Origin of the sequence: Microbulbifer pacificus (assembly GCF_033723955.1) — a bacterium.
GTDB classification, from domain to species: Bacteria; Pseudomonadota; Gammaproteobacteria; order Pseudomonadales; family Cellvibrionaceae; genus Microbulbifer; species Microbulbifer pacificus.
Map to the genome: position 1 here is coordinate 1,454,527 of NZ_CP137555.1, position 22,015 is coordinate 1,476,541.

Here is a 22,015-nt window from a genome sequence, read left to right on the forward strand (position 1 = left end):
TGACGGTCGAATCCCATGTAAAAAAATAGCAGAAAGCCCGGGCGCCCCTGGCGCCCGGGCTTTCTGCCAATCAACCTGAAACTCAGAAGCTCGAGTAAGTCAGGCCCAGCACATAAGAAGTGCCGTACTCCTCATAAACACCGTTGTAACCGGAGTTATTGGTGAAGAAGGGTTCATCGGTCAGGTTCACCGCGCTGAAGGACAGCTTCAAGCCGTTGTTGAAACGGTACTTGGCGGAGAAATCCACCTGCATATGGTTGTCTTCATAGAGGTCGTAGGCTTCGTCTTCCATGTTCACCTCCAACAGACGCTCACCCTTGAAGGTGGTGGACAGGCGCAGGCTCAGCGCATCGCGCTCGTAGCCGACGATGAAGTTGCCCACCAGGTCCGCCTGGGAAGGCAGGCTGATCTTGTCGCTGCGCTCAGCATCCGCACCGAGGCCGAGGCTCGCTTCGGAATCGGTGAAGGTGGCGTTGGCGCGCAACAGCAGGCCGTTGTCAAAACCCTGGGTCCAGGACAGTTCGGCACCGGTCAGCTTGGCACTGTCACCGTTGATCGGTTGGTAAATCTGCGCTTCATCCACCGCCAGCGCACCCACATACAGGGAAGGGTCGACGGTACTGGAGACATCGGCAGTCACGATGAAGTTGTCGATATTCTTGTGGAACACGCCCACGGAGAACATACCCAGCTTGTCGGCGTAGTACTCCACGGAGAAATCCAGGTTCTGGGCCTCGTAGGGATCCAGCGCCGGGTTACCCGCTTCCACCTCCAGCTCGCCCTCGTCGTATTCGATGGCTTCGGGAGACGGATTCAGGTCGCCGAAGGAGGGACGCGACAGCGACTCGGTGTAAGCCGCGCGCAGCACAATGTTGTCGGTGTAGTCGTACTTGAAGTTCACGCTTGGAAACAGCTTGCTGTACTTGCGCTTGAAGTTTACTTCGGTGGCGTAAACATCCTCTGCGATCTCCTCGGCACCCTCGATCGCCTCGGAAGATTCGGCGACGCTGTAACCCTGGGCACTGAAATCGGTGGTTTCGTAGCGCACTCCGTACACAAGATTGGCGCGACCGAAGTCGATATCGTTCATTACGTAAAGCGCGGAAATATCCTCGTTCATCACGTAATCGCGCGCTGAGCTCAACGCGGTCTCGGTTTCGTCGATTTCGAAACTGCCCAGGTTCTCGTTGATGAACGCGTTCAGCTTCGCCTTGCTGATCCCCGGGCCGAACGCGGCCAGGCCGTAATCCACATCGTTCATGACAAAGTCGGCGAGGGTGTAGTCGCCGCCGAAGTCGCTGTACACAGTGGCATTCAGGTCGCCGGATTTTTCACGACGACGCTCCTGCAGACCGAACTTCAGCTCGGACGGGTTGCCGGCCATTTCGATATCGCGACGCACGTCGACGCGGAAGCTCACTTCTTCGTCTTCGGTGTAGTTGTCTTCGATGACAATTTCATCCAGATCAAACTGGGAAGCGTCCATGGCGGCGGCGTCGCTGGCAAACAGGGTGGGGATGTCGCCGGCGGAGCTGTAGCCGAGCTCCAGGTGCTTCTGCTCAAAACCGGTATCGCGGCGGTGCGGCTCGGCCTCTTCCGCGTGGGAGTAACCCAGTGCGTATTCGATCCCCCACTCGTTCAGGTTGTGCTCGCCACCGAACACCAGTGACAGAATTTCCTGCTCTTCCTTACGATCTTTCAGGGACTTGTCCAGGGTGGCATCGGACCAGGTGGCGGAGTTTGCGCTGATGGTCTGCAGATCGCCCTTGTCCAGTTTGAAGGAGTTGCGCTGACGCTCTTCGGCGTCGGAGAAATCGGAGTACAGGGTGTGCAGATACACCAGGCTGCTATCAGATACTTTCAGGTCGAAGTTGGCGGCAAGGCCGGTGCGCTCGCGGGTGATGGTGTAGTCGCGCTGCTCGATTTCCGGCGCGCCGATGGCTTCGGTGCCATCTTCCGCTTCCATCATTTCCCACACGCCGTCGGTTTCGATGTTCTCGGAACCGAACTTGCGCTCCTGATGACTGGCGGCCAGTGCCACACCCAGCTCGCTGCCGCCCAGGTCAAAGCGATTGGTGTATTTGCCGGAAATTTTCGGGCTGTTTTCATCCTGCAGATCGCTGTAGCCGTTTTCGATATTGACGCTGTAAGTCTGACCGGGCTTGTCCAGCGCGTTGATGCTTTTGATCTCAATCGCGCCACCGATGGAGTCGGCGCTCATATCCGGGGTCAAAGTCTTGAAGACTTCCAGGCTCGCCAGCAGGTCGGACGGGATTACGTCCAGCGCCACCGCGCGGCTGTCGGTTTCCGGCGCCGGCAGGCTCATGCCGTTGATGGTAGAAGCGTTCAGGTTCGGGTCGATACCGCGCACGCCCACAAAACGTCCTTCGCCCTGGTCGCGCGCAATAAACACGCCAGCCATACGCTGCAGCGCCTCGGTCACGTTGGCATCCGGCAGCTCACCGATGGCCTCGGAAGTCTGCACCGCGATCACCTTGTTGGAGTCGCGCTGGCGCTCGATATCGCTGCGGGCGTTGGCGGCCTGGCCGGTAACCACGATGGTTTCCATCGGTTCACCCTGCGCAGTCGGTGCTTCCTGTGCAGCAGCATTGATACTGATGATGGCGGCGGCAAGCGGCGCCACCAGTTTGAGGTTGAATACAGTTTTAGTCATGGCTGCCCGTCCCGTTTTCATGGCGGTTATTTTGATGGGGCGCAGGCTAGTCTCGGGATGTGAAGTTTGCGTTACGCTTTTTTTAAATTTGTCATATAGCGTCGCTACGCTGGGCGCAACATGAAAAGGGTCAGCGCGGAGATTGCCTAAAATTGAACTATCCGCAAACAGGCCAGGGAAATATTGCAGCCAGGTGAATAATTTATGACAGACAATAACCCGAAAGCTCCGGACACCGCGCCGTACGATCCCAGCCGGCGCACACTGCTCAAAACCCTCGGCACTGTTACCGCAGCCGCCGCTGCCAGTGGCGGTGCCAGCCTGCTGACCGGCTGCGGTGCAGATAAAACAAGCGCCACCGGACAAAACCTGGCATTTGCAGAAATTCCCCACCGGCTGGATCACCGCCACCATATTCCCGACGGCTACGCCACGGACCTGCTGTTGCGCTGGGGTGATCCACTGGACGCCTTTGCCGGCAGCTTCGCACCGGAAAAACTGGACGCCGGCGAACAATCGCGCCGCTTCGGCTACAACAACGACTTCATCGCCTTCCTGCCACTAGACCCCGAGGCCGGGCCCGGCGAGGGCGACAAGCACTGCCTCAGCAGGAACAGCGAGCGCGGTCTGCTGTGTGTCAATCACGAGTACACCCAGCCCCACCTGATGTTCGCGGGATACACCGAGGCGAGTTCCATCCGCGGCACCAGCGACCAGCATATCGCGGTGGAACAACAGGCCTGTGGCCACAGTGTGGTGGAAATCGAGAGGGCCGCAGACGGCTGGCAGCCAGTGGTGGGCAGCACCTACAACCGCCGGATCTCCCTGACCACCGCCATGGATATTGTGGGCGCTGCCGCCGGCGACTCCCGCCTGCAAACCAATGAGGACCCCAGCGGCACACGCGTGTTCGGCACTGTCGGCAACTGCGCCGGCGGTAAAACTCCCTGGGGCACAGTACTGATTGCCGAGGAGGGTTTTGGCGGCGCTTTTCAGGGCGACCCGGACAATGTCGCGGACGAGGTGGAAGCACGCAATCACCACGCCTTTGGCATTTCCCCGGACAATCGCAACTGGGGCGACTACGACCGCCGCTTCGATATCGCGGTGGAACCGAATGAGCCAAACCGCTTCGGCTGGATGGTGGAATACGACCCGTACGATCCCCAGTCAACGCCACGCAAGCTCACCGCGCTCGGTCGCTTCGAGCACGAGGGGTTTACCCTGGTGAGCAAACCGGGCCAGCCGATCGTGGCCTACGGCGGCGACGACGATGAACACCAATTTGTGTACCGCTTCGTCTCGTCAGGTATTTATCGCCCAGGGGAAAACCCGCACAACCGCAACCTCCTCAGCGAGGGCACGCTGTACGCCGGGCAATTCCGCGAGGGCGGCGCCGGTACATGGCTGCCTTTGTTATTCGGCCGGGGTCCGCTGACGCCGGAAAACGGATTCCGCAATCAGGCGGATGTGCTGATCGACTGCCGGCGCGCGGCCAAGCTGCTCGGGGCGACGCCGATGGATCGACCGGAAGATGTGGAGACGAATCCGGTAAACGATTGTACCTATGTGATGCTGACCAAAAATAAAAAGCGCGCACCGGGCGATGAAAATGCGGCGAATCCGCGCGCGCGCAACAGTACTGGTCACGTATTGGAAATTGTGCCGCCGGGGCGCAGTGGGGCTCGGGATCATGTGAGCGATACGTTTCACTGGAACACATTTCTCCTGGGTGGTAATCCCAATGCCGAGGAGCCGGAGGTGCGCGGCGCCTACGGCCAGCAAATCCCGGGCACGATCTCTGCCAACGGCTGGTTTGCGAATCCGGACAATGTGGCGTTTGATCCCAAAGGCAATATGTGGATTGCCACCGACGGCTGTGAGAGTTTCGGTTTCCACGATGGGCTCTGGGCGATGGCGACCGAGGGCGAGCTGCGCGCGGCACCGAAGCACTTTTTTGGCTGCCCGCAGGGGGCGGAAATCTGCGGTCCGGAATTTACCCCGGACGGAACCACCCTGTTTGTCTCGGTACAGCATCCGGCAGACGTGCGCCGCTCCACCTTCGACAATCCGTTGCACCGCTGGCCGGACAATGATCCCGGTTTACCACCTAGGCCTTCGGTGCTGGCGATTCGTCGCAAGGATGGTGGGGTGGTGGGTAGCTGATTGTTCGGTAGCCTGGGTTTTAATACTGACGCAGTGGCGGCAGCGCTTCTCGAATAAAAAGGGAGCACCGCCGATCAAGAATCGTTATCTGCTACTTGGTACAGATGCTCCATAGAATTTTACGGCCATCCCAGTAAAATTCCTGCAGTCGCTAGTCGACAGGGAATTTTCAGAAGGGAATCCGTCACATGTTTTCAACCGCCCCTGCGCGCGCGAATACCCTTATCGCCGGTAATCATGCCGGCAAGCGCGTCACCATTACTCCGCAAGCAGAGCTAATTTGGCGAGAACTGGTAAAGCTTGCCAACACCGGTAACTACTGGGCCCTGCTCACCGTACGCGGCATCGAGCAGCTCGCTGCCGGTCGTCTGAGCCGCAAGGATATCTTCGTCAACCCCGGCTCAATCCATCGCGGTGGCAATGAAGAATTCGTGGTGATACTGCCGGGTTGCCGGGTAACTGCAGAGAAACTGGCCGATGACAGTTATCAGTTACTGCATTTTCAGGCGGACCTGGGTTACGGGCAGCTAATTAAGGAAGGGAAAGCGCCGGGGCTCTATGAGGTGCGAAAAAACCGTAACATCTGGCAATCAAAACCGAGATCGTATGGAACGCTAAAAAATGAAAAACACCGGGTTCTGGCAGTAAGCGATAGCGGCTATGACACTCTCGACGTAGCTGCAAATTCAGTTGCGCCCAACCTTTCTGGAGGTGCGGTTTCAGAGGTGTCCGGTGGAGGTGTGACTCTGGACACCAACGGTTTTGATATGCACTTTACTCCCGGGGAGGCGCGTATCGGCGGCCTTAAAAACTACCGCAAGGCCATCAACCCACTAAAGGATGAGAACCTACATGAATCGGCCCTGCTGCTGGCCCGGACTATCTATATGGCGCGTAAGGTTCAAGATGTGCGCATCATCTCCGAATTCGGTGGTTCTGCCGTGCTCACCCAGGCCCTACGTATACTGGCAGATCGTAAGGTCACACTGGAAGACCACACGGTATTTCTGGTGAGACCCACCACCTCTCCACACGAGGCCATCAAGGCGGCACACGGTGTAATGGGGTTGAAGCTGCAGCGAAATTTCAATGAGACTGGCATGCTGGACTATATCGGCAATCGCGATCAGCTGGAGCTGATCCAGGCGCGCCGTCGCCATGAACACAAGAGTTATACATACTTGCACGCCGCCACGGACGTAGTGCTCACTGGTAAAAGCCTGCAAGGAGCCATCGGCTTTATTGCCGGTGCCGCGGCGTTGGTGGGGCTCTCCATCAGTGCGCCCGCCACCGGTGCCTTTCTCGCCGCCCTCGGCGCAGCCGCTGGCAAGGTGGCCGCGGCCAGCAAGCTGGGGGATATTGCCATGCAGGCCTGGTTGCCCAGGCAGTACAACAAGCTCAAGGGGAAATTCTGATGCTTGATATCCTTAAGTATTCTCCATTGGAGCTCAGGAAACATCAGGGCCAATGCACACCGCAGGGTCCGTCGTTCGAGCGCACCAGAGTAGCCCAGGTGCTGCTGCCCGGTGGCACCCTGCAATTTCGCGCGCCGCGCCACGCACCCAAGCGGGAGTTTCGTACAGAACAGATATCACTCGTTCCTGGTCGTTCTTACGATCTGAGCTGTGCCATGCGTTGCTCCGATTTGTGGATGCCGAGCCGCAGCTGGAAATTCGAGTCAATCTGTAGCAGAAGCTGGGCCTTCTACGGCCCCTGGTTTACCGGTTACAAGGGAAACGTCGATTTCTCCATGGAGTTATTGGGGACATCCAAGGAGAACCCAGATATAAATTTTCTATATCCGGCAGCTCTGGAAACCGCGGTGCAAGGCTATATAACTGCATACAGCGGACACGAAGTATACGATGAAAGAAAACAGACACCTTACCTCCGAGCCCCAGTTGAATGGACGCCGATCACGACACTGCCATTGCCAGCAGTGCAATTCAACGTTGAAGAGATCACCGCGTACTCTAGGCATATACGTTATGTAATATTTCCTGTGGCACAAGATACCTTGGTTGCGCTGTACTTCGCATATGGTCAGGCCTGCGTCGGTGATTGGGCCGAAAAAGATGCAAAAATCAATCCGGCCCCTTTCCGCCAGCTGGTAGAAAACATCATCGCCAGTATCCGTTTTACCCCGACAACAGAATTCCAGCGGGAGATAGACGAGGCGAAAGCCGCTTGTCACGCTGAATACACAGTACCCCGCCACTGCCAGCCCTTTCACTGGCCCGCAGATGTAGACAAAGATGGTCTTACTCTCCTCGAGTACAAGCCCGATCGCTACAAATAATCTGCAACGGTAGGATTTTAGAAATTAGCTGTTCTAGCGCTGATCATTGCTGACACAGCAGCCGACCTATCAGGTTCACGCTAGTTATTGACCCGGCAATCAAATATCGCCGGTCAATGGCTGCGTCCGAATGATTTCATCCAGCGGATGACGGAATTTTTTCGCCACAAAAGCAATAACAGTGCGACGACAAGATAAATCGCCGGTTCAATCCAACCACTTTTCACCGACCACCAGAAATGCCAGCAGGCCAGCAGTACCGCAACGTAAAGCAAACCGTGCAGCTTTTTCCAGTTCTTGCCCATTTTCCTGAGCAGTGCCGGTATCGAGGTGATCGCGAGTGCGAGCAGGATCAGCCAGCAGGTAAAGCCCAGCAGAATGTAGGTGCGCTTGACCAGCTCCTCGCCGATCAGCGACCAGTCGAGACCGAGGTCCAGTGCCAGCCAGGCGCTGAAGTGCAGGCTCGCCCATACAAAACACCACAACCCCAGAGGCCTGCGCAGTCGGTTCAGCTGACCGAAGCGCAGTGATTTGGCCAGAGGGGATACCAGCAGGGTCAGCAACAGCAATCGAATGGTGCCCATGCCCAGATAGTGGATCAGTTCCACCACCGGGTCGCCCCCCAGACGCCCCGCGTTAATCGCATAAAACAGCCACAGCAGCGGCAATAGCGCACCAATATGCACACCGATCTGCAGCAGTCCTGCAACGGCGTTCTTAGAGATAGCAGCCACTAGTAGAACTTCCGCAGATCCATGTTTTTGTAGAGTGACGCCACTTCCTCACCGTAGCCATTGAACGGCAGCGTTGGCTGTCGTTTCACCGCGAACACGCCACCGGGACCGATAAAGCGCTCGCTAGCCTGAGACCAGCGTGGATGATCGACGTTCGGGTTTACGTTGGCGTAGAAGCCGTATTCATTGGGAGCGAGTTTGTTCCAGCTGGTGGGCGGCATTTTTTCCACGAGTTTGATTTTGACGATGGACTTGATGCCCTTGAAACCGTATTTCCACGGTACGACGAGGCGGATCGGCGCGCCATTCTGCGGTGGCAGGGTCTTGCCATAGAGGCCGACCGACAGGATGGTGAGGGGATGCATAGCCTCGTCCATACGCAGGCCCTCCACATAGGGGTAATCCACGCCACCACCGATATAGCGGTTGCGCTGGCCTGGCATCTGCTCCGGGTCGTACAGGGTCTGAAAGGCGACGAATTTGGCGCGGCTGGTGGGTTGGAAGCGCGCGAGGAACTTGCCCAGTTCAAACCCAACCCAGGGGATGACCATGGACCAGGCCTCAACACAGCGCATGCGGTAGATACGCTCCTCCAAGCCTATATCGTGCATCAGTTTCCACACGTCCACGGTGCCCGGCTTTTCCACCTCCCCTTCCACGGTCAGGGTCCAGGGTTCGGTTTTCAGCCCCTGGCTGTTTTGCGCGGGATCGGTTTTGCCGGTGCCGAATTCGTAAAAATTGTTGTGGTTGGTGACCTTGGCCTCGGGAGTAAGAATCAGGTCCGGGGCCGGCTGCTGCGGCGAAAAGTTCAGCGATTTGCGCGGTGCGTCGCCGGCGGCTTCTTTTTTGTCACCGCCAAACAGGTCCAGGCCGCTGGCGCCCCCCGACAGTAGCAGCCCCCCAAGACCGGCGCCGAGTCCGCGGATCACACTGCGGCGGGAAACATAAGCTGCCTCGGGTGTGGTTTGTGTTTCGCCAAGGGTACTGCGGGCGGGTGTTTTGATCAGCATGGATTGGGGTCTCCTCTAGCGATTCCGGCCGTTGCAATGGTATTCCGTCGGAACGGAACATCGGCTTCAGAGTTATAAGAGCGCGTACTTATAGTTTTGTTCACAATAGTTTCGCGCACATTTATACCCAATCGAAATGTGGAACGATTTTCTTTGTGACGCGGTGAACGGCAAATTACTGTTTCTTCACTCCAGTCGGCTCTTGTCCTGAGCCTCGGCTGGTAACCAATACGAGGTAGCACAAATGCTTGAGACGATTATCGTTATTCTGGTTGTGCTCTGGTTACTGGGGCTGGTGAGCTCCTACACCATGGGTGGCTTCCTGCACATATTGCTCGTCATCGCCGTGATCCTGCTGATCCTGCGGTTGGTGCGGGGACGCGGGCCGTAACCCACTGCTCGCAGCCCCCCAGCGGCGGCTGGGACGAGCTGATACAGACGGTTCTTCTGCGCCGGCGCCGCAATCCATGCGCGCGCCGGCGTTGCGATTTAGCAGCGCCGGCTACCGAGGGCATGTCCTCATGGGTGCAGTCCGTGGCCTACCGATCACATCAGGAAAAACTGCTGGATACCCAACAGCACGTTGGTGGTAGCCACAGAGGCGAGGATCAGCCCCATCACGCGACTGACGATACTGGCACCGGCATCGCCAATCCAGCGATAGATCCAGTTGGCGGTGAGCAGCAGCACAAGAACGATCGCCAGCACCGCAAACATGGCACTGGCAGTATTGACCTGGTGAATGGGATCGAAGCGGTGGTTATCCGTTAACACCACCGCCGCCATCATCGCGCCCGGTGAGGCAATTGAAGGAATCGCCAAGGGAAAAATGGCGGTTTCATGCCCGCTGCGAATCAGCTCCACCTCGCGCTCCGGTTTGCCCTCGCCAAAAATCATGGTCAGCGCAAACAGGAACAGCACTATGCCGCCCGCCACCTGGAAGGCCGACAGCGGCACGCCAATGGCTTCCAGCAGGTACTGACCGAAGATAAGGAAAAACAGCAGGATGCCTGTGGCAACCGCCACTGCAAGGAATGCGATTTTGCGCCGCTGCCAGTTTTCGTGGCGGCTAGTGACGGCGATAAACACCGGCAAGGTGCCCACCGGATCAATAACCGCAAAGAAAAAGACAAAGCTGCTGATCCAATCGTTCAATTGGTCCCCCGGAGGTCCGTGCTAACATCGGCCACATGGTATGAAAACGGATCCAATTGAGTCTAGTGCATGACGAACCACTCCCCGACCGCCCGCCGCATCGCCAAAACCATTCTCAATGGTTTTGATGCGTACTTCGCGGATTTCCAGAATATTACCCTGGGAGCCAAGGCGCGCTTTGAAACCGCAGCCTGGCCGGGCGTGCACGAGGCCAATAAGGAACGTATCGATCTGTACAAGGTGAAGGTAAACCAGGTGCTGAAGCTGGTGCACTCGGTCACCAGCAAGGACACCACCCAGCTGGAGTTGTGGGGTCAGGCCAAGGAAACTTACGCGCAGCTGATCGCCAACAACAACAATTACGAAATTGCCGAAACATTTTTCAATTCGGTGTTCTGCAGCCAGTTCCAGCACGCGCATATTCACGACAGCCATATCTTTGTGAAATCCTCCCGCGCACCGGATGAAAAGCCTCTGCGGGATTACAGCATCTACATCAGCTACAGCGGTCGCGATGGGATGCGCGCAATGCTCGAAGACATACTCGCCGATTACGGTTTCTCCATTCCCTGGGAAGACCTGGACCGCGACCTCGACCATATCTGCGATGCCCTGCGTGAGGGGCCGCTGGCCGGCAAGCTGGAAACGGAAGAAGATGAGCAGCGCCTGCGGGTGGACATGCTGGAATCCGTGTTCTACCGCAACAAGGCGGCATACCTAGTGGGTCGCCTGATGTTTGCCGGCGAAGTGATCCCCCTGATCCTGCCCTGTCTGAACAACGGTCGCGGACAGGTGTTTGTGGACACAGTGATTTTCGACAACGATTCCGCCAGCATCATTTTCAGTTTTACCCGCTCCTACTTCATGGTGGACGCACCGATTCCCTCACGCTTTGTGCGCTTTCTCTCCACCATCATGCCGCTCAAGGAAAAATCCGAGCTGTACAACTCCATCGGTTTCCACAAGCACGGCAAGACCGAGTTCTATCGCCATATCCTCGCGCACATGAAGGTGAGCAACGACAAGTTCATTATCGCGCCCGGCATCAAGGGCATGGTGATGAGCGTGTTTACCCTGCCCTCTTACCCGGTGGTATTCAAGGTCATCAAGGATCGCTTCGATGCGCCGAAAACCGTCACCGAGGAAATCGTCAAGGATAAATACAAATTCGTATCCCGGGCCGACCGGGTCGGGCGCATGGCGGATACCCAGGAGTACACCAACTTTATTTTCTATCGCAACCGCTTCAGCGAGGAGCTGCTGGCAGAATTGCAGAAGCTAGCGCCGAGCAAACTGCTGATGGACGACAAGTGGGTCATCATCAAGCACCTGTATGTGGAACGGCGCATGGAACCGCTCAACCTGTATCTCGACACCGCGGACGAACAGCAGACGGTGGAAGCGATGGAGGAATACGGCAACGCCATCAAGCAGCTGGCGGCGGCGAATATTTTCCCGGGCGATATGTTGCTGAAAAACTTCGGCGTAACCCGCCACGGGCGAGTGGTATTTTACGATTACGACGAGCTGTGCCCGCTCACAGAGTGCAATTTCCGCAAGATTCCCGAGCCGCACACCGCGGAGCAGGAACTGGCGGACCGCCCCTGGTACACGGTGGCGGAAGCGGATGTTTTCCCGGAAGAGTTCCGCCTGTTTTTCTCCGGCAACCCGGTGGCCCGCAAGGCATTCGAGGACCAGCACAGCGACCTCTATGACTACCGCTACTGGCAGCGGTTGCAAGAGCGTATCCGCGCCGGCCGTGTGGAGAGTACCTTCCCCTACCGCCGCAAGGTGCGGTTCCGCCGCCTGCCGATCAAGCGCAGCAGCCCATAGCACAAAAACAACGGTGACTCCCATGTCGACAGCCCCCCAGCCTGTCGCGGAAGTGTGGCTATAGTAATAGGAGCGGTTTGGTACCGATGGAGGTTGGAAGTGCGGTATTTCGGCTGTGGCGCCCTGTGCGTCGGCGTGGCGCTATGCAGCGTGACCATGACGGGCTGTGGTTACCTGCCCAGTGAAATGGACGGCAAGCCCAAGACCGACAAGTCAAAGTCACCGGAAGCAGCCGCAGGTGTAGCACTACATACCGCCAGCTGTGAGGTGCGCGCCAAGGGCTACACCCTGCTCAAGTTCGACGATCTCTACGAATTCACCGATGACCCCAGACACCCCTTCCAGCCCGCCGCCGACCTGCCCGCGAAGTACGATGTCCACGCTTTTGTGTGGGGCTATGACAACTGTATGGAAAGGGGCGCCTGTCAACACGGTGACTATTACTGGCTGATCAGGCGCGGTCCGGAAGACGATTTTACCACCTGGGTGGTCACCCCCCAGTTTCCCCGCATTACCATCGAGTCCCGCTGCAAGGATCGCCTGAAGGTGGGCGAGGGTTACCGCCTTTCCTTCGAAAATGGGAACTTGGTGGGGTTTAGCAAAAACTGATCTTTAATGCATTAGCTCGTTACATTCAAACTTCCCGCTTTTTCAGGTACCGGTAAATCGCATCCTGCGAACGCACATTGCGCGCACTGTTGCGATTGGCGATCAGGCTGTTGCTCTGGTCCGCGTCCATCAGCCGCGCCTTCTGGTTGTCCTGCCACTGCAACTCGAGAATATCCAGCACCGTCTTGCGGTGATCCGCCGATAACAGCGGGAAGGTAACCTCCACCCGATGGTCCAGGTTGCGGGTCATCAGGTCGGCGGAAGACAGATATACCTGCGGATCGCCATCGTTGTGGAAGGCGTATACACGGGCGTGCTCGAGGAATTTGTCCACCAGGCTGATCACTTCGATATTTTCGGAAATACCTTTTGTCTGGCACACCAGTGCACACATGCTGCGCACGATGATCCGTACCCGTACGCCGGCCTCCCCAGCGCGATACAGACGCTCGATCACTTCCGAATCCACCAGGTTGTTGCACTTGATAAAGATATCCGCAGGCTTGCCGGCGACCGCCGCTGAAATCTCGCGGTCGATCGCGGCCAACAGGTTGGGGCGGTTCGAGTGCGGGGAGACCCAGATGTGGCGGTAGTCCGGCAGCAGGTGGGCCTGCTTGATAAAATCGAATACCCGGTAGGCGTCTTCGCCCAATTTACTGTCGCCGGTAAGCAGGCTGAAATCGCAGTAAAAGCGCGCAGTGCTTTCGTTGAAATTGCCGGTACCAAAGTGGCTGTAATAGCGGTCGCGGCCGTCTTCTTCGCGCACAATGGACACGAGTTTGCAGTGCACCTTAAGGCCCGGCACACCGTAAATGACATCCACACCCGCATCACTCAGTTCACTGGACCAGTGCAGGTTGGCCTGTTCGTCGAAGCGCGCCTGCAGTTCCACCACCGCGGTCACCTGCTTCTGGTTGCGCACGGCGTTGACCAGTGATGCCACCACACGGGAGTTCTTCGCTACCCGGTACAGGTTGATGCGAATTTCCCGCACCTTGGGGTCGATGGCGGCGGAGGCGAGCAACTTGGTGATAACGCGGAAGTCGTGATACGGGTAGTAGCACAGGCGGTCGCGCTCGCGTAGCCAGGCAAAAATATTCGCGCTGTCGGGCAGCGTGGGAAGCGGTTTGATCCGGCGGTAGGTGTGCTGCCGGCTGTCCGCCGGAAAGCTCATGAAGTCTTTCGAATTGTGGTAACGGCCACCGGGCGTGAAGCTGTCGTAGCTGCCCATCTTGAGCTTTTTCTTGATCAGCTGCAGCAGTGCCTCCGGCATGCTGGAGTCGTACACCAGCCGCACCGGCTCCGCCTGCTTACGCTTTTTCAGCGACTTGGCCAGCCGATCGACGATATTCTGGGTGACGTGCTCACCGAGTTCCAGTTCCGCATCGCGGCTGATTTTGAAGGTATAGGCGGATGCCTTGTTGATGGGCATCACATAGCGGAATACATCCAGCAGACAGGCGCGGATTACATTGTCGAGCACGATGTAGACTTTTTCGCTTTTCTTCTCCCGGTGGGGGATGGCGATAAAGCGCGGCAGGATATCCGTGGGAATTTCCAGGGCCGCGAAGCGCAGGCTGCCGTCTTCAAGTTCGAGATAGATACCGAAGTAAATGCTCGCTTCGTTCAGCAGCGGCATCGTTTCGCGATCGTCGATAAAAAAGGGCTCGAGCTCCGGCAACACTTCGCGGTGAAAATATTCCTCCACGTAAGCGCGCTGGTTGTCGGTAAGCTGGCGCTCACTGATCAGGTGGATATTGTTGCGCCCAAGATCTTTCAGGACCTTGCCGTAGGCGTTGCCAAAGCGGGCCTGCAGGCGCAACACCTTTTCATTGATATTCCCCAGCAGTTCACCAAATTGGTCTTTCTGGGCACTGCCCTTGGCAAAGGTGGCCAGGCGCCGCACATCCGCCACACGCACGCGGTAGAATTCATCCAGATTGTTGGAAAAGATGCCAAGAAAACGCACGCGCTCGATAATCGGCACGCTCTCGTCTTCCACTTCCTGCAATACCCGGGCATTGAAGGAGAGCCAACTGAGCTCTTTGGGGTACAGGGGGATGTCGTTTGCCATACTCTCTGGTGCTTTCTCGTTGAGACTTTCGCTAGCCCCCGCGTCATCATTGGACATAAAGCCGAATGGCAATACAGTTTCTATGGTTTTCAAGATTATAGGAACACGCTATGGCCAGGTTGAAGGTCGCGCAGTTTGCTACATTTTTGTTTCAGATATTTGACAAGAAAAAACATGACAAATGACAACAACGCGGAACCCAACCACGAGCGCTATGCAGCGCTCGACCTGGGTTCCAACAGCTTCCACCTATTGTTAGCAGAATTCCGTGAACAACGCATGGTACGCCTGCACACCGACCGCGCCATGGTCCGCCTGGCGGATGGTCTGGACAGCGAGCGCAACCTGGCGCCGGAGGTGGTGGAGCGGGCGCTGGAAGCGCTGCGGCGTTTTGCCCCGGTGATCCAGGGGCTGCCGGCGGACAATGTGCGCGTGGTGGGTACCAATACCCTGCGCCTCGCCAGCACACAGGCGGATGGATTTCTGGAGGCGGCGGAAGCCATTCTCGGCGCACCCATCGAGATCATCTCCGGGGTGGAAGAGGCCCGACTCATTTTTTCCGGCGTGATGGCCGCCGCAGAGGGTCCGCCTCGCTTGCGCTGCGCGGTGGATATCGGCGGCGGCTCAACCGAACTGGTGCGCGGAGTGGAAGGCCCGCGCCAGTTGCAGAGCGTGAATATGGGTTGCGTGGCGTTCAATCGCCGTTTTTTTGACAGCGGCAAGATCGACGCCGGCAAACGCAACAACTTTGTGCGCGCCCGCCGCGCGGCCCAGGCCGAGCTGCAGGAGCTGCGGCATATTGCCGACGACTCGGTGGTCATCGGAGCCTCCGGCACCATCAAGTCGGTGGCGCGAATCCTGAATGATGGGGAACTTCTGCCGATTCATCGCAACGACCTGGACAAACTCGCGGACAAGGTGGCCGACTTCAAAACCGTGGACGCCATTGACCTGCCGTACCTGGATCCGCAACGCCGTCCGGTGTTCGCCTCCGGTCTCGCCATTCTGCATGGAATTTTTCGCGAGCTGAATATCGAGGTCATGCAGGTTTCTCCCTATGCGATCCGCGAGGGTATCGTCCACGACTTGGCCGGGCGTGCCCACGGTGGCGACCGCCGTGCGGATAGCATTGCCAACCTAATGGAGCGCGGAGAAATCGATCGTGAGCAGGCCGCGCGGGTCGCCAGTACAGCGCTGCAATTCTTCGCGCAGCTGAATCCACATTCACTGAAAAGCCAACGCCGCATGCTGAGCTGGGCCGCGGATCTGCATGAAATCGGTCTCGCCCTATCCCACAGCAGTTTCCGCAAGCTCGGCGCCTTCATGATCGAGCACGCGGATATGGCGGGCTTCAGCCGCAGCGAACAGGAAAACCTGGCCTACCTGGTGCGCAACCAGCGCGGCGATATCAAGGCGACCCAGGAACACTACGGCTTCCACCCCAACAATGACCTGCTTCTGTGCCTGCGTCTCGCCTGTATCGTGCACCGGGACCATATGGACCGCGACATCGCGGGCCTGGTCCTTGCCGCCGACGGCCCCGGTTATCAGCTGGAGATTCCAGCGCAGTGGCTGTACCACTACCCGGCCATCGAGGACCTGTTGGAGCTGGAAGTAGAATGCTGGGCCGACAAGAACATCAAACTGACCCTGAGCAGCTCGTGAATAATCCCGATTTCCAATCACTCGACCAGCTGAAACTGCAGCACCACTATGCCGATCTCGGCCCGGTTTTCGGCACCCCGCTGCCGCCTACCCCACTGCAGAACCCGCACACCATTCACGTCAATCCGGCGGTAATGGAGCTGCTGGGCATTGATCCGCGGGAAGTAACTAATCCGGACTGGGCGCTGCTCGGCAGCGGCACAAAACTTTTCCGCGGCAGTGTTCCGTTTTCCATGAAATATACCGGGCACCAATTCGGCAGCTACAACCCCGAACTCGGTGACGGGCGTGCGCTGTTGCTGGGGGAAATCGAGCGCAACGGCAAGCGCTGGGATCTCCATTTAAAAGGCGCAGGGCAGACGCCCTACTCCCGCTTTGGCGACGGCCGCGCGGTATTGCGCTCCACCATCCGCGAGTATCTCGCCGGCGAGGCGCTGACAGCGCTGGGTATTCGCAGCACCCGCGCACTGTGTATGGTCGGAAGTCAGGAACCGGTGGCGCGCGAAAAGCTGGAAACCGGTGCGGCGCTGATCCGCGTGGCGCGCTCGCATGTGCGCTTCGGACATTTTGAATATCTGTTCTACACCCGCCAGCTGGAAGCCCAGCACAAACTGGTGGATTTCGTGTGCGCGCAGTTTCTGCCGGAGGTTGCCGATGAACCGGTACAGGTTCAGGCGGAGGCACTGTTGCGGTTTACGGTGAAACGCAGTGCGGAACTGGTGGCCGGCTGGCAGTCGGTGGGTTTCGCCCACGGGGTATTGAACACGGACAATATGTCGATCATCGGCGATTCGTTTGATTTCGGCCCCTATGGTTTCCTGGATGACTATGAACCCGGATTTATCTGCAACCATTCGGATCACACCGGGCGCTATGCGTTTGATGCACAGCCGGGCGTGGTGCTGTGGAACCTGAATGCGCTGGCCCACGCGTTGTCTTCGCTACTGGATGTCGAAATGCTGAAGGATTGCCTGGGGCAGTATCAGCCGTTGTTGATCGAGTTCTACTCCGGAATGATGCGGCGCAAGCTTGGCTTAGCTATCGAGGACGAGGGCGATCAACAATTCTGTGCGGACCTGATGCAGTTGCTGGAATCGGGGCGGGTGGATTACACGCTGTTTTTCCGCGCCCTCAGCCGTTATTGCGGAGAGCGACCGGCTACTTCACTGGAGGAGCTCGTTTCTCCTTCGCAACATGCGGCGTTGGGGAACTGGCTTTCGCACTACGACCAGCGCTTGCACAAGGAGAGCCGTTCAGCGGAAGAGCGCAGCCGGGACATGTTGTGCACAAACCCCAAGTTTGTGTTGCGGAATTACCTGGCACAGCGGGTAATTGAGGCGGCGGAAGCCGGCGATTTCCAGCCTCTGGAGGTCATTTTTGGTTTACTGCAGTCGCCCTTTGCGGAGCACCCGGGATTTGAAAGCTGGGCGGCGGCGCCGCCGGAGACTGGTAAACACCTGCCCATCAGCTGCTCCTCTTGAGTTGTTGAACAGCGTATTACCAGGTTGCCAGAAAATTTTGCGGTAAACCCTGGATTGTGAACTTTCCAGACTATGGCCCGGAATCCATCGGCTCCGGGCCTTTTCATATACCAACGATGCCTTCAGCTGTTTGCCTCGATATACACCGGATTGCTCAGTAGTTGCGGATTACCATTCGCGTCGAGAATTTCCACCCGCAGCCACTTCAGGTCACGGCCCTTCGGCAGCGTGAATTCTGTCTGCCATAGATCGCCTTCAAGCTCACCCTGCTGCTCGATGGCCTTTCCTCCGGCAATCAGGCGCATTTTCGCATCGGTAATTCCCTGCACGCGAACGGACACGGTAACCGGGCCATCCACATGCAGTACAGCCCCCATTCCCGCGTTCCGATCGGCACTACGCGCTTCAATCTCCAGCGAGCGATCGGTCTTTCCCTGCAGGTCGATAAACACGCGTCCGGCGCGCAGGCCATCCAGCAACGACGGCTGTGACAGGGACTCTGCGTAGATAGCCGTAAGCGGCAGGCCGATACCAGACAGCTGATCTTTTTCATGAATCGCGTCGTGATTGTCGCTGCCAGCAATGGCACTGATGCGATAGCCCTGGTCGAGCAGCGCTTCCCAGAACGGGATACCAGAAAACGGGTGATTCAGTTGGCCGCTCGCGCGTTTCAATACCGAGCCGTTCACCACTTCAATGGCGGTTACGCGAGTGTAGTCCGTCTCCGCAGTCCAACCACAGCCCATACAGGCCTCGCCGGAGGGAAGCCCCGGGTGATTGATAGACATGATCGCACCTATTTCCGGTAATTTATCCTGCAGCGGTCGCACATTGCCATCGGTTACCCGAAAATCGACAAAACCGGTGGAACCGAAAATATTCGCATGGCCGTAGAAGGTAGTGATTTCGCGGCCGGGAATCAGTAACAGACGATCATAGTAGGCCTGCAGTTCCCGCAGGCCATTGTACTGGGAGCGGGCGTTGTGCTCGCTGATGGAAATAAAGTCCAGCCCACGCTCGGCTGCCGCCTGCACAGTGTGGAGCAGCGGACACGGCTTCTTTTCCCCGGACTGGGCGCGACAACCGCCGTCGCTGTGGCCCGTGTGGGCATGTAGTTCACCGCGATACCAGCGGGCGCCGTCCGCCAGTTTTTGATCGGTAAAGGATTCTGTGAACGCTTCCGCCCCATGCTGCAGGGTTATGCGCGCGGTGTATGCGGTGGTTATCCCTTCACGGATATTCGGTATGCCCAGTAGCAGGCGCCATTCACCAGCCGGCAACGGGCCAGGCAGATAAGATGGCGTCGCATCGGTTTCTGCAAGGGTGAAGTGGGACTTGTTGCCGCCACTCCAGCCGCGCAAGCGTTCGCTGTCGAGTAGCCCCAGATCAATGGTGGTGCCCTCGCTGCGGTCATAGGAAAACTCTACCGTGACCCGGTCGGTGCCCGCCGGCACTTTGAACGGCACTTCAAGGTAGGTCTGGTGATCCTTTCGGGTAAGTTTGCCGTCAAGGACAATGACCGTTGGCGCGGCCTGAACCGCGACACTCAAAAGCATGATCAGCGCGCATAAAAAATAATTTTTCTTTTGCATTGGAATACCTCCGCTTAAAACAAAAAAGGCCAGGGGATAACCCTGGCCAAGCATTGCGATGATTCTTATTACTTTGAATTAAAAGTTGTAACGGATGCTCGCGGTGTAGGAGCGGCCAAGGATCGGGCGTGCCATAAAGAACTCCTTGCCGGCATCCGCACTTTCAAACTGACCAGCGCGGGGATTGCCCTCGGTCAAGCCGATTTCATTGGTCAGGTTATGGCCATTGAATTGCAGCGCCATCTGCTCACTCAGATCGTAGCGCATGCTAAGGGACCAGGTAGTGTAGGCCGGCAGTTCTTGGGTGTTGGCAGTATCCGCATAGCGATCGGAGAAGTGCTCCATCACCAGCTCACCGCGCAGCTGGTCGTTCAGTAGATTGAAACCGGCGGTACCGCGGTAGGACATTTCCGGCACGCGGATCAGCTGGTTGCCACTGTAATCCTTCACCTCACCACTGGCTTCGGTGAAGGAGAAAGTTTTGTATTCCGGCGACTGGAAAGTGGCAGCGAGACCAAAATCAAACATGTCATTGGCACGGAACAGGGCTTCCAACTCCAGACCCAGGGTCTCGGTATCCCCGTAGGCGGTTTTGCTGGTGTACTCGTTGTTGATTGAATCAAACACCCAGTCAGTAAAGCGCATATTGTCGAAGTGGGTGTAAAACGCGGTGGCAAAGACATCCAGCTTTTCGCCGGTATGCTTGATACCGCCTTCCATCATCTTGATCGGCTCCACCCGCAGATCGGTACGCTGGGGGCTGCCGTTGAAGTCAGCGGTGCTCGGTGCACGGAAAGAGTCGGTGTAGCGCGCGAAGGCACCCAGATCGTCGCTGAACTGGTAGTTCATGCCCAGGGTCCAGGCGAACTCATTGTATTCGCGATCGATCGCGGTGAACTCGCCGTTGCCGGTGATGAACTGGTCGTCCGCAAGACTCGCACTCTGCTGCAGATCCACCACATGCTTGCCTTCTACGGAACCACCCAGGGTAATCATTTCGTAGCGCAGGCCGCCGTCAATGCGCAGCTGGTCATTGACCTGCCACTCGTCGGACGCGTACAGCGCGGTGGTTTCGCCAGTGCCGTGCACATTGTCGTACAGGGAGCCGTAGCGCAGGATACCGTGCTCTGTTACCGCAATTTCCTGGCCGCCGATATTGGCAACTACGTCCAGCAGGCGCGCCTGCTCGGCCACTTCAAACATTGCGGTGGCCATGTAGCGGATGAAGTCGTACTCGAAATCCGCGTAGTAGATACCGAAGGCCACGTCGTGTTGCTGCTCGCCCATGTCGAAGGTGCGAGTCAGGCGGACGTCATTAATCATTTCATCCAGCGGCACGTCTACGGACAGCAGGTTGCCGTTCAGTACCAGGCCATTGCCGGCATTATTTTCGAGGTCAAAAGTGGCACTCGGGTCGTTGGCAAAACGGATGCTCAAGTCGGCAATACCACCGAGCATGGCCGAGTATTCTGCCAGACGCTCTTCCGCGCTCTGCAGGCTGCCGGTGGGGAAGAGACCGTTACGCAGGGTTTCACTCACGCGGTAGCGGAAAGTGTTGTGCAGGTCCCATTCACCCAGACGATGGTCGGCGGTAAACGTGAATTGGGTCAATTCGGTGTGGGTGCCGTCGCCGAGGTTGAAATCGTAACCATTGCCCAGGTTGCGATACACATTGTGTTCGACCTCCGGCCCCATCATGGTGCCGTAGTTAGCATTGAAGCCGGGAACTGCCGCGACGTCGCCGTTGCTGTCCGTGGTCAGCGGAATCGGCAGCAGGAACGCGACTGTGTCATTCATGTGTTTGAGGTCGAAAAACAGCTCGCCTTCTTCCAGACGCTTACCCAGGCTCAGGCGAACCTGGCCACCGTCGTTGGCGGTAAAGCCGGGATCACGCACGCCGTCGTTCTGGCGATAGAAGCCACCGACGGAGAAAAACATGTCTTCGCCTACCGGCTGGCCGTAAAAACCGTCAATACGGGTGTGACCGTAATCGCCCATTTCCACTTTGACGATGCTTTCAGTGGCATCGTAAGGCTTGCGGCTGATGAAGTTCACCACGCCGCCCGGGGCATTGGAGGCGAAAATCGCAGAGGGGCCACCGCGCACCACTTCAACACGCTCGATGGTTTCGTCCAGGCGGAAGGACTGGTCCGCATTCAGGTAACCTAGGCCACCATCGTGCTGAATTGCGAGGCCATTTTCCTGCAGGGCGATAGAAGAGTAACCATCGCGGGGAATACCGCGCGCGCGAATATTATTACTGGCTTCACCACCAGAAGATTCCACCCAGAAACCCGGAACCTGGCGCAGTACATCGGCAGTGCTCTGCGGGTTGGCAGCAGCCAGTGCGTCAGAATTCAGCGTGGAGATGGCGTAGCTGGCTTCTGCTTTTTGCAGCGCGCTGGAACCGGCACGCCCAGTAACTACAACTTCTTCCAGAGATTTGATCTCGGCGCTGGATTCCTGTGCCTGCACGCCAGCGGCAGAACAGAGAATGGCGACCACTGCGGCCAGCGGCGCCTTGATGAATTTTTGCGATTGCATTGAATTGCCCCCAATAAAATGTGTGATGTATTTGTTTTGTATTTATGGGGCGGGAGATTAATTACGTCATCTGACAACTTGATGGCATATAAAAGACAGCACCATGAAAAATTCAACGACAGGTAAAAATTAGCAAAACGAATTAAGGGCGTTTTACATGTGTTGCTTTCGGCCGCGAG

15 protein-coding genes are annotated in these 22,015 nt (G+C 57.5%); 8 read left to right on the forward strand and 7 right to left on the reverse strand.

Annotated features, from left to right (window positions below):
- Positions 1 to 82: 82 nt before the first annotated feature.
- The gene (locus tag R5R33_RS06565; RefSeq protein ID WP_318955222.1) at positions 83 to 2,674 is read right to left on the reverse strand and encodes a TonB-dependent receptor; all 2,592 of its coding nucleotides are present in this window, start codon (positions 2,672 to 2,674) and stop codon (positions 83 to 85) included.
- A gap of 204 nt (positions 2,675 to 2,878) precedes the next feature.
- On the opposite strand from R5R33_RS06565, the gene R5R33_RS06570 reads away from it, so the two are divergent.
- From R5R33_RS06570 to R5R33_RS06580, 3 genes are all read left to right on the forward strand, one after another.
- Positions 2,879 to 4,840, forward strand: coding sequence for a PhoX family protein (locus R5R33_RS06570; RefSeq protein WP_318955223.1), 1,962 nt, complete (start codon positions 2,879 to 2,881; stop codon positions 4,838 to 4,840).
- 188 nt (positions 4,841 to 5,028) lie between these two features.
- Positions 5,029 to 6,255 (forward strand): hypothetical protein, encoded by a 1,227-nt coding sequence (locus R5R33_RS06575; RefSeq protein ID WP_318955224.1) that lies wholly within the window; start codon positions 5,029 to 5,031, stop codon positions 6,253 to 6,255.
- A complete protein-coding gene (locus tag R5R33_RS06580) occupies positions 6,255 to 7,139 on the forward strand; it encodes a hypothetical protein (protein WP_318955225.1) in 885 nt (294 codons plus the stop codon). The genes R5R33_RS06575 and R5R33_RS06580 overlap by 1 nt, the downstream gene beginning before the upstream one ends.
- A gap of 113 nt (positions 7,140 to 7,252) precedes the next feature.
- Here the strand turns inward: R5R33_RS06580 and R5R33_RS06585 are convergent, their stop codons facing one another.
- Positions 7,253 to 7,873 (reverse strand): protein-methionine-sulfoxide reductase heme-binding subunit MsrQ, encoded by a 621-nt coding sequence (locus tag R5R33_RS06585; RefSeq protein WP_318955226.1) that lies wholly within the window; start codon positions 7,871 to 7,873, stop codon positions 7,253 to 7,255.
- The gene (gene msrP, locus R5R33_RS06590; RefSeq protein WP_318955227.1) at positions 7,873 to 8,883 is read right to left on the reverse strand and encodes a protein-methionine-sulfoxide reductase catalytic subunit MsrP; all 1,011 of its coding nucleotides are present in this window, start codon (positions 8,881 to 8,883) and stop codon (positions 7,873 to 7,875) included. The genes R5R33_RS06585 and msrP overlap by 1 nt, the downstream gene beginning before the upstream one ends.
- 244 nt (positions 8,884 to 9,127) lie before the next feature.
- Here msrP and R5R33_RS06595 point away from each other — a divergent pair, with 244 nt between their 5' ends.
- Positions 9,128 to 9,274: a lmo0937 family membrane protein gene (locus tag R5R33_RS06595; RefSeq protein ID WP_160154582.1), complete on the forward strand. Its 147-nt coding sequence runs from the start codon at positions 9,128 to 9,130 to the stop codon at positions 9,272 to 9,274.
- Between the two features lie 155 nt (positions 9,275 to 9,429).
- On the opposite strand, the gene R5R33_RS06600 is transcribed toward R5R33_RS06595, so the two are convergent.
- On the reverse strand, positions 9,430 to 10,038 hold the full coding sequence (locus R5R33_RS06600) for a MarC family protein (protein WP_318955228.1): 609 nt from the start codon (positions 10,036 to 10,038) through the stop codon (positions 9,430 to 9,432).
- 69 nt (positions 10,039 to 10,107) lie between these two features.
- On the opposite strand from R5R33_RS06600, the gene aceK reads away from it, so the two are divergent.
- Entirely contained in the window at positions 10,108 to 11,871 is a 1,764-nt protein-coding gene (gene aceK / locus R5R33_RS06605; protein WP_318955229.1) for a bifunctional isocitrate dehydrogenase kinase/phosphatase, read from the forward strand.
- 99 nt (positions 11,872 to 11,970) lie between these two features.
- The gene (locus R5R33_RS06610; RefSeq protein WP_318955230.1) at positions 11,971 to 12,480 is read left to right on the forward strand and encodes a hypothetical protein; all 510 of its coding nucleotides are present in this window, start codon (positions 11,971 to 11,973) and stop codon (positions 12,478 to 12,480) included.
- A gap of 25 nt (positions 12,481 to 12,505) precedes the next feature.
- Here the strand turns inward: R5R33_RS06610 and ppk1 are convergent, their stop codons facing one another.
- Positions 12,506 to 14,554, reverse strand: a complete 2,049-nt coding sequence (gene ppk1, locus R5R33_RS06615; protein WP_318955231.1) for a polyphosphate kinase 1 — start codon at positions 14,552 to 14,554, stop codon at positions 12,506 to 12,508.
- Between the two features lie 174 nt (positions 14,555 to 14,728).
- Between ppk1 and R5R33_RS06620 the strand changes: the two genes are divergently transcribed.
- Both R5R33_RS06620 and R5R33_RS06625 read left to right on the forward strand, forming a co-directional pair.
- Entirely contained in the window at positions 14,729 to 16,219 is a 1,491-nt protein-coding gene (locus tag R5R33_RS06620) for a Ppx/GppA phosphatase family protein (protein WP_318955232.1), read from the forward strand.
- Entirely contained in the window at positions 16,216 to 17,700 is a 1,485-nt protein-coding gene (locus R5R33_RS06625) for a protein adenylyltransferase SelO (RefSeq protein ID WP_318955233.1), read from the forward strand. Before R5R33_RS06620 ends, R5R33_RS06625 begins: the two co-directional genes overlap by 4 nt.
- Positions 17,701 to 17,822: 122 nt before the next feature.
- Here R5R33_RS06625 and R5R33_RS06630 read toward each other — a convergent pair whose 3' ends face one another.
- Positions 17,823 to 19,292, reverse strand: coding sequence for a CehA/McbA family metallohydrolase (locus R5R33_RS06630; RefSeq protein ID WP_318955234.1), 1,470 nt, complete (start codon positions 19,290 to 19,292; stop codon positions 17,823 to 17,825).
- A 78-nt stretch (positions 19,293 to 19,370) separates the two neighbouring features.
- A complete protein-coding gene (locus R5R33_RS06635; protein WP_318955235.1) occupies positions 19,371 to 21,836 on the reverse strand; it encodes a TonB-dependent receptor in 2,466 nt (821 codons plus the stop codon).
- Between the last annotated feature and the right edge of the window lie 179 nt (positions 21,837 to 22,015).

Excerpts from the sequence above, each read along its gene's own strand:
- R5R33_RS06580 (WP_318955225.1), top strand. The coding sequence starts at position 6,255 with ATGCTTGATATCCTTAAGTATTCTCCATTGGAGCTCAGGAAACATCAG.
- R5R33_RS06630 (WP_318955234.1), bottom strand. The coding sequence starts at position 19,292 with ATGCAAAAGAAAAATTATTTTTTATGCGCGCTGATCATGCTTTTGAGT.
- R5R33_RS06565 (WP_318955222.1), bottom strand. The coding sequence starts at position 2,674 with ATGACTAAAACTGTATTCAACCTCAAACTGGTGGCGCCGCTTGCCGCC.
- R5R33_RS06570 (WP_318955223.1), top strand. The coding sequence starts at position 2,879 with ATGACAGACAATAACCCGAAAGCTCCGGACACCGCGCCGTACGATCCC.
- R5R33_RS06635 (WP_318955235.1), bottom strand. The coding sequence starts at position 21,836 with ATGCAATCGCAAAAATTCATCAAGGCGCCGCTGGCCGCAGTGGTCGCC.
- aceK (WP_318955229.1), top strand. The coding sequence starts at position 10,108 with ATGACGAACCACTCCCCGACCGCCCGCCGCATCGCCAAAACCATTCTC.
- ppk1 (WP_318955231.1), bottom strand. The coding sequence starts at position 14,554 with ATGGCAAACGACATCCCCCTGTACCCCAAAGAGCTCAGTTGGCTCTCC.
- msrP (WP_318955227.1), bottom strand. The coding sequence starts at position 8,883 with ATGCTGATCAAAACACCCGCCCGCAGTACCCTTGGCGAAACACAAACC.
- R5R33_RS06620 (WP_318955232.1), top strand. The coding sequence starts at position 14,729 with ATGACAAATGACAACAACGCGGAACCCAACCACGAGCGCTATGCAGCG.
- R5R33_RS06595 (WP_160154582.1), top strand. The coding sequence starts at position 9,128 with ATGCTTGAGACGATTATCGTTATTCTGGTTGTGCTCTGGTTACTGGGG.
- R5R33_RS06575 (WP_318955224.1), top strand. The coding sequence starts at position 5,029 with ATGTTTTCAACCGCCCCTGCGCGCGCGAATACCCTTATCGCCGGTAAT.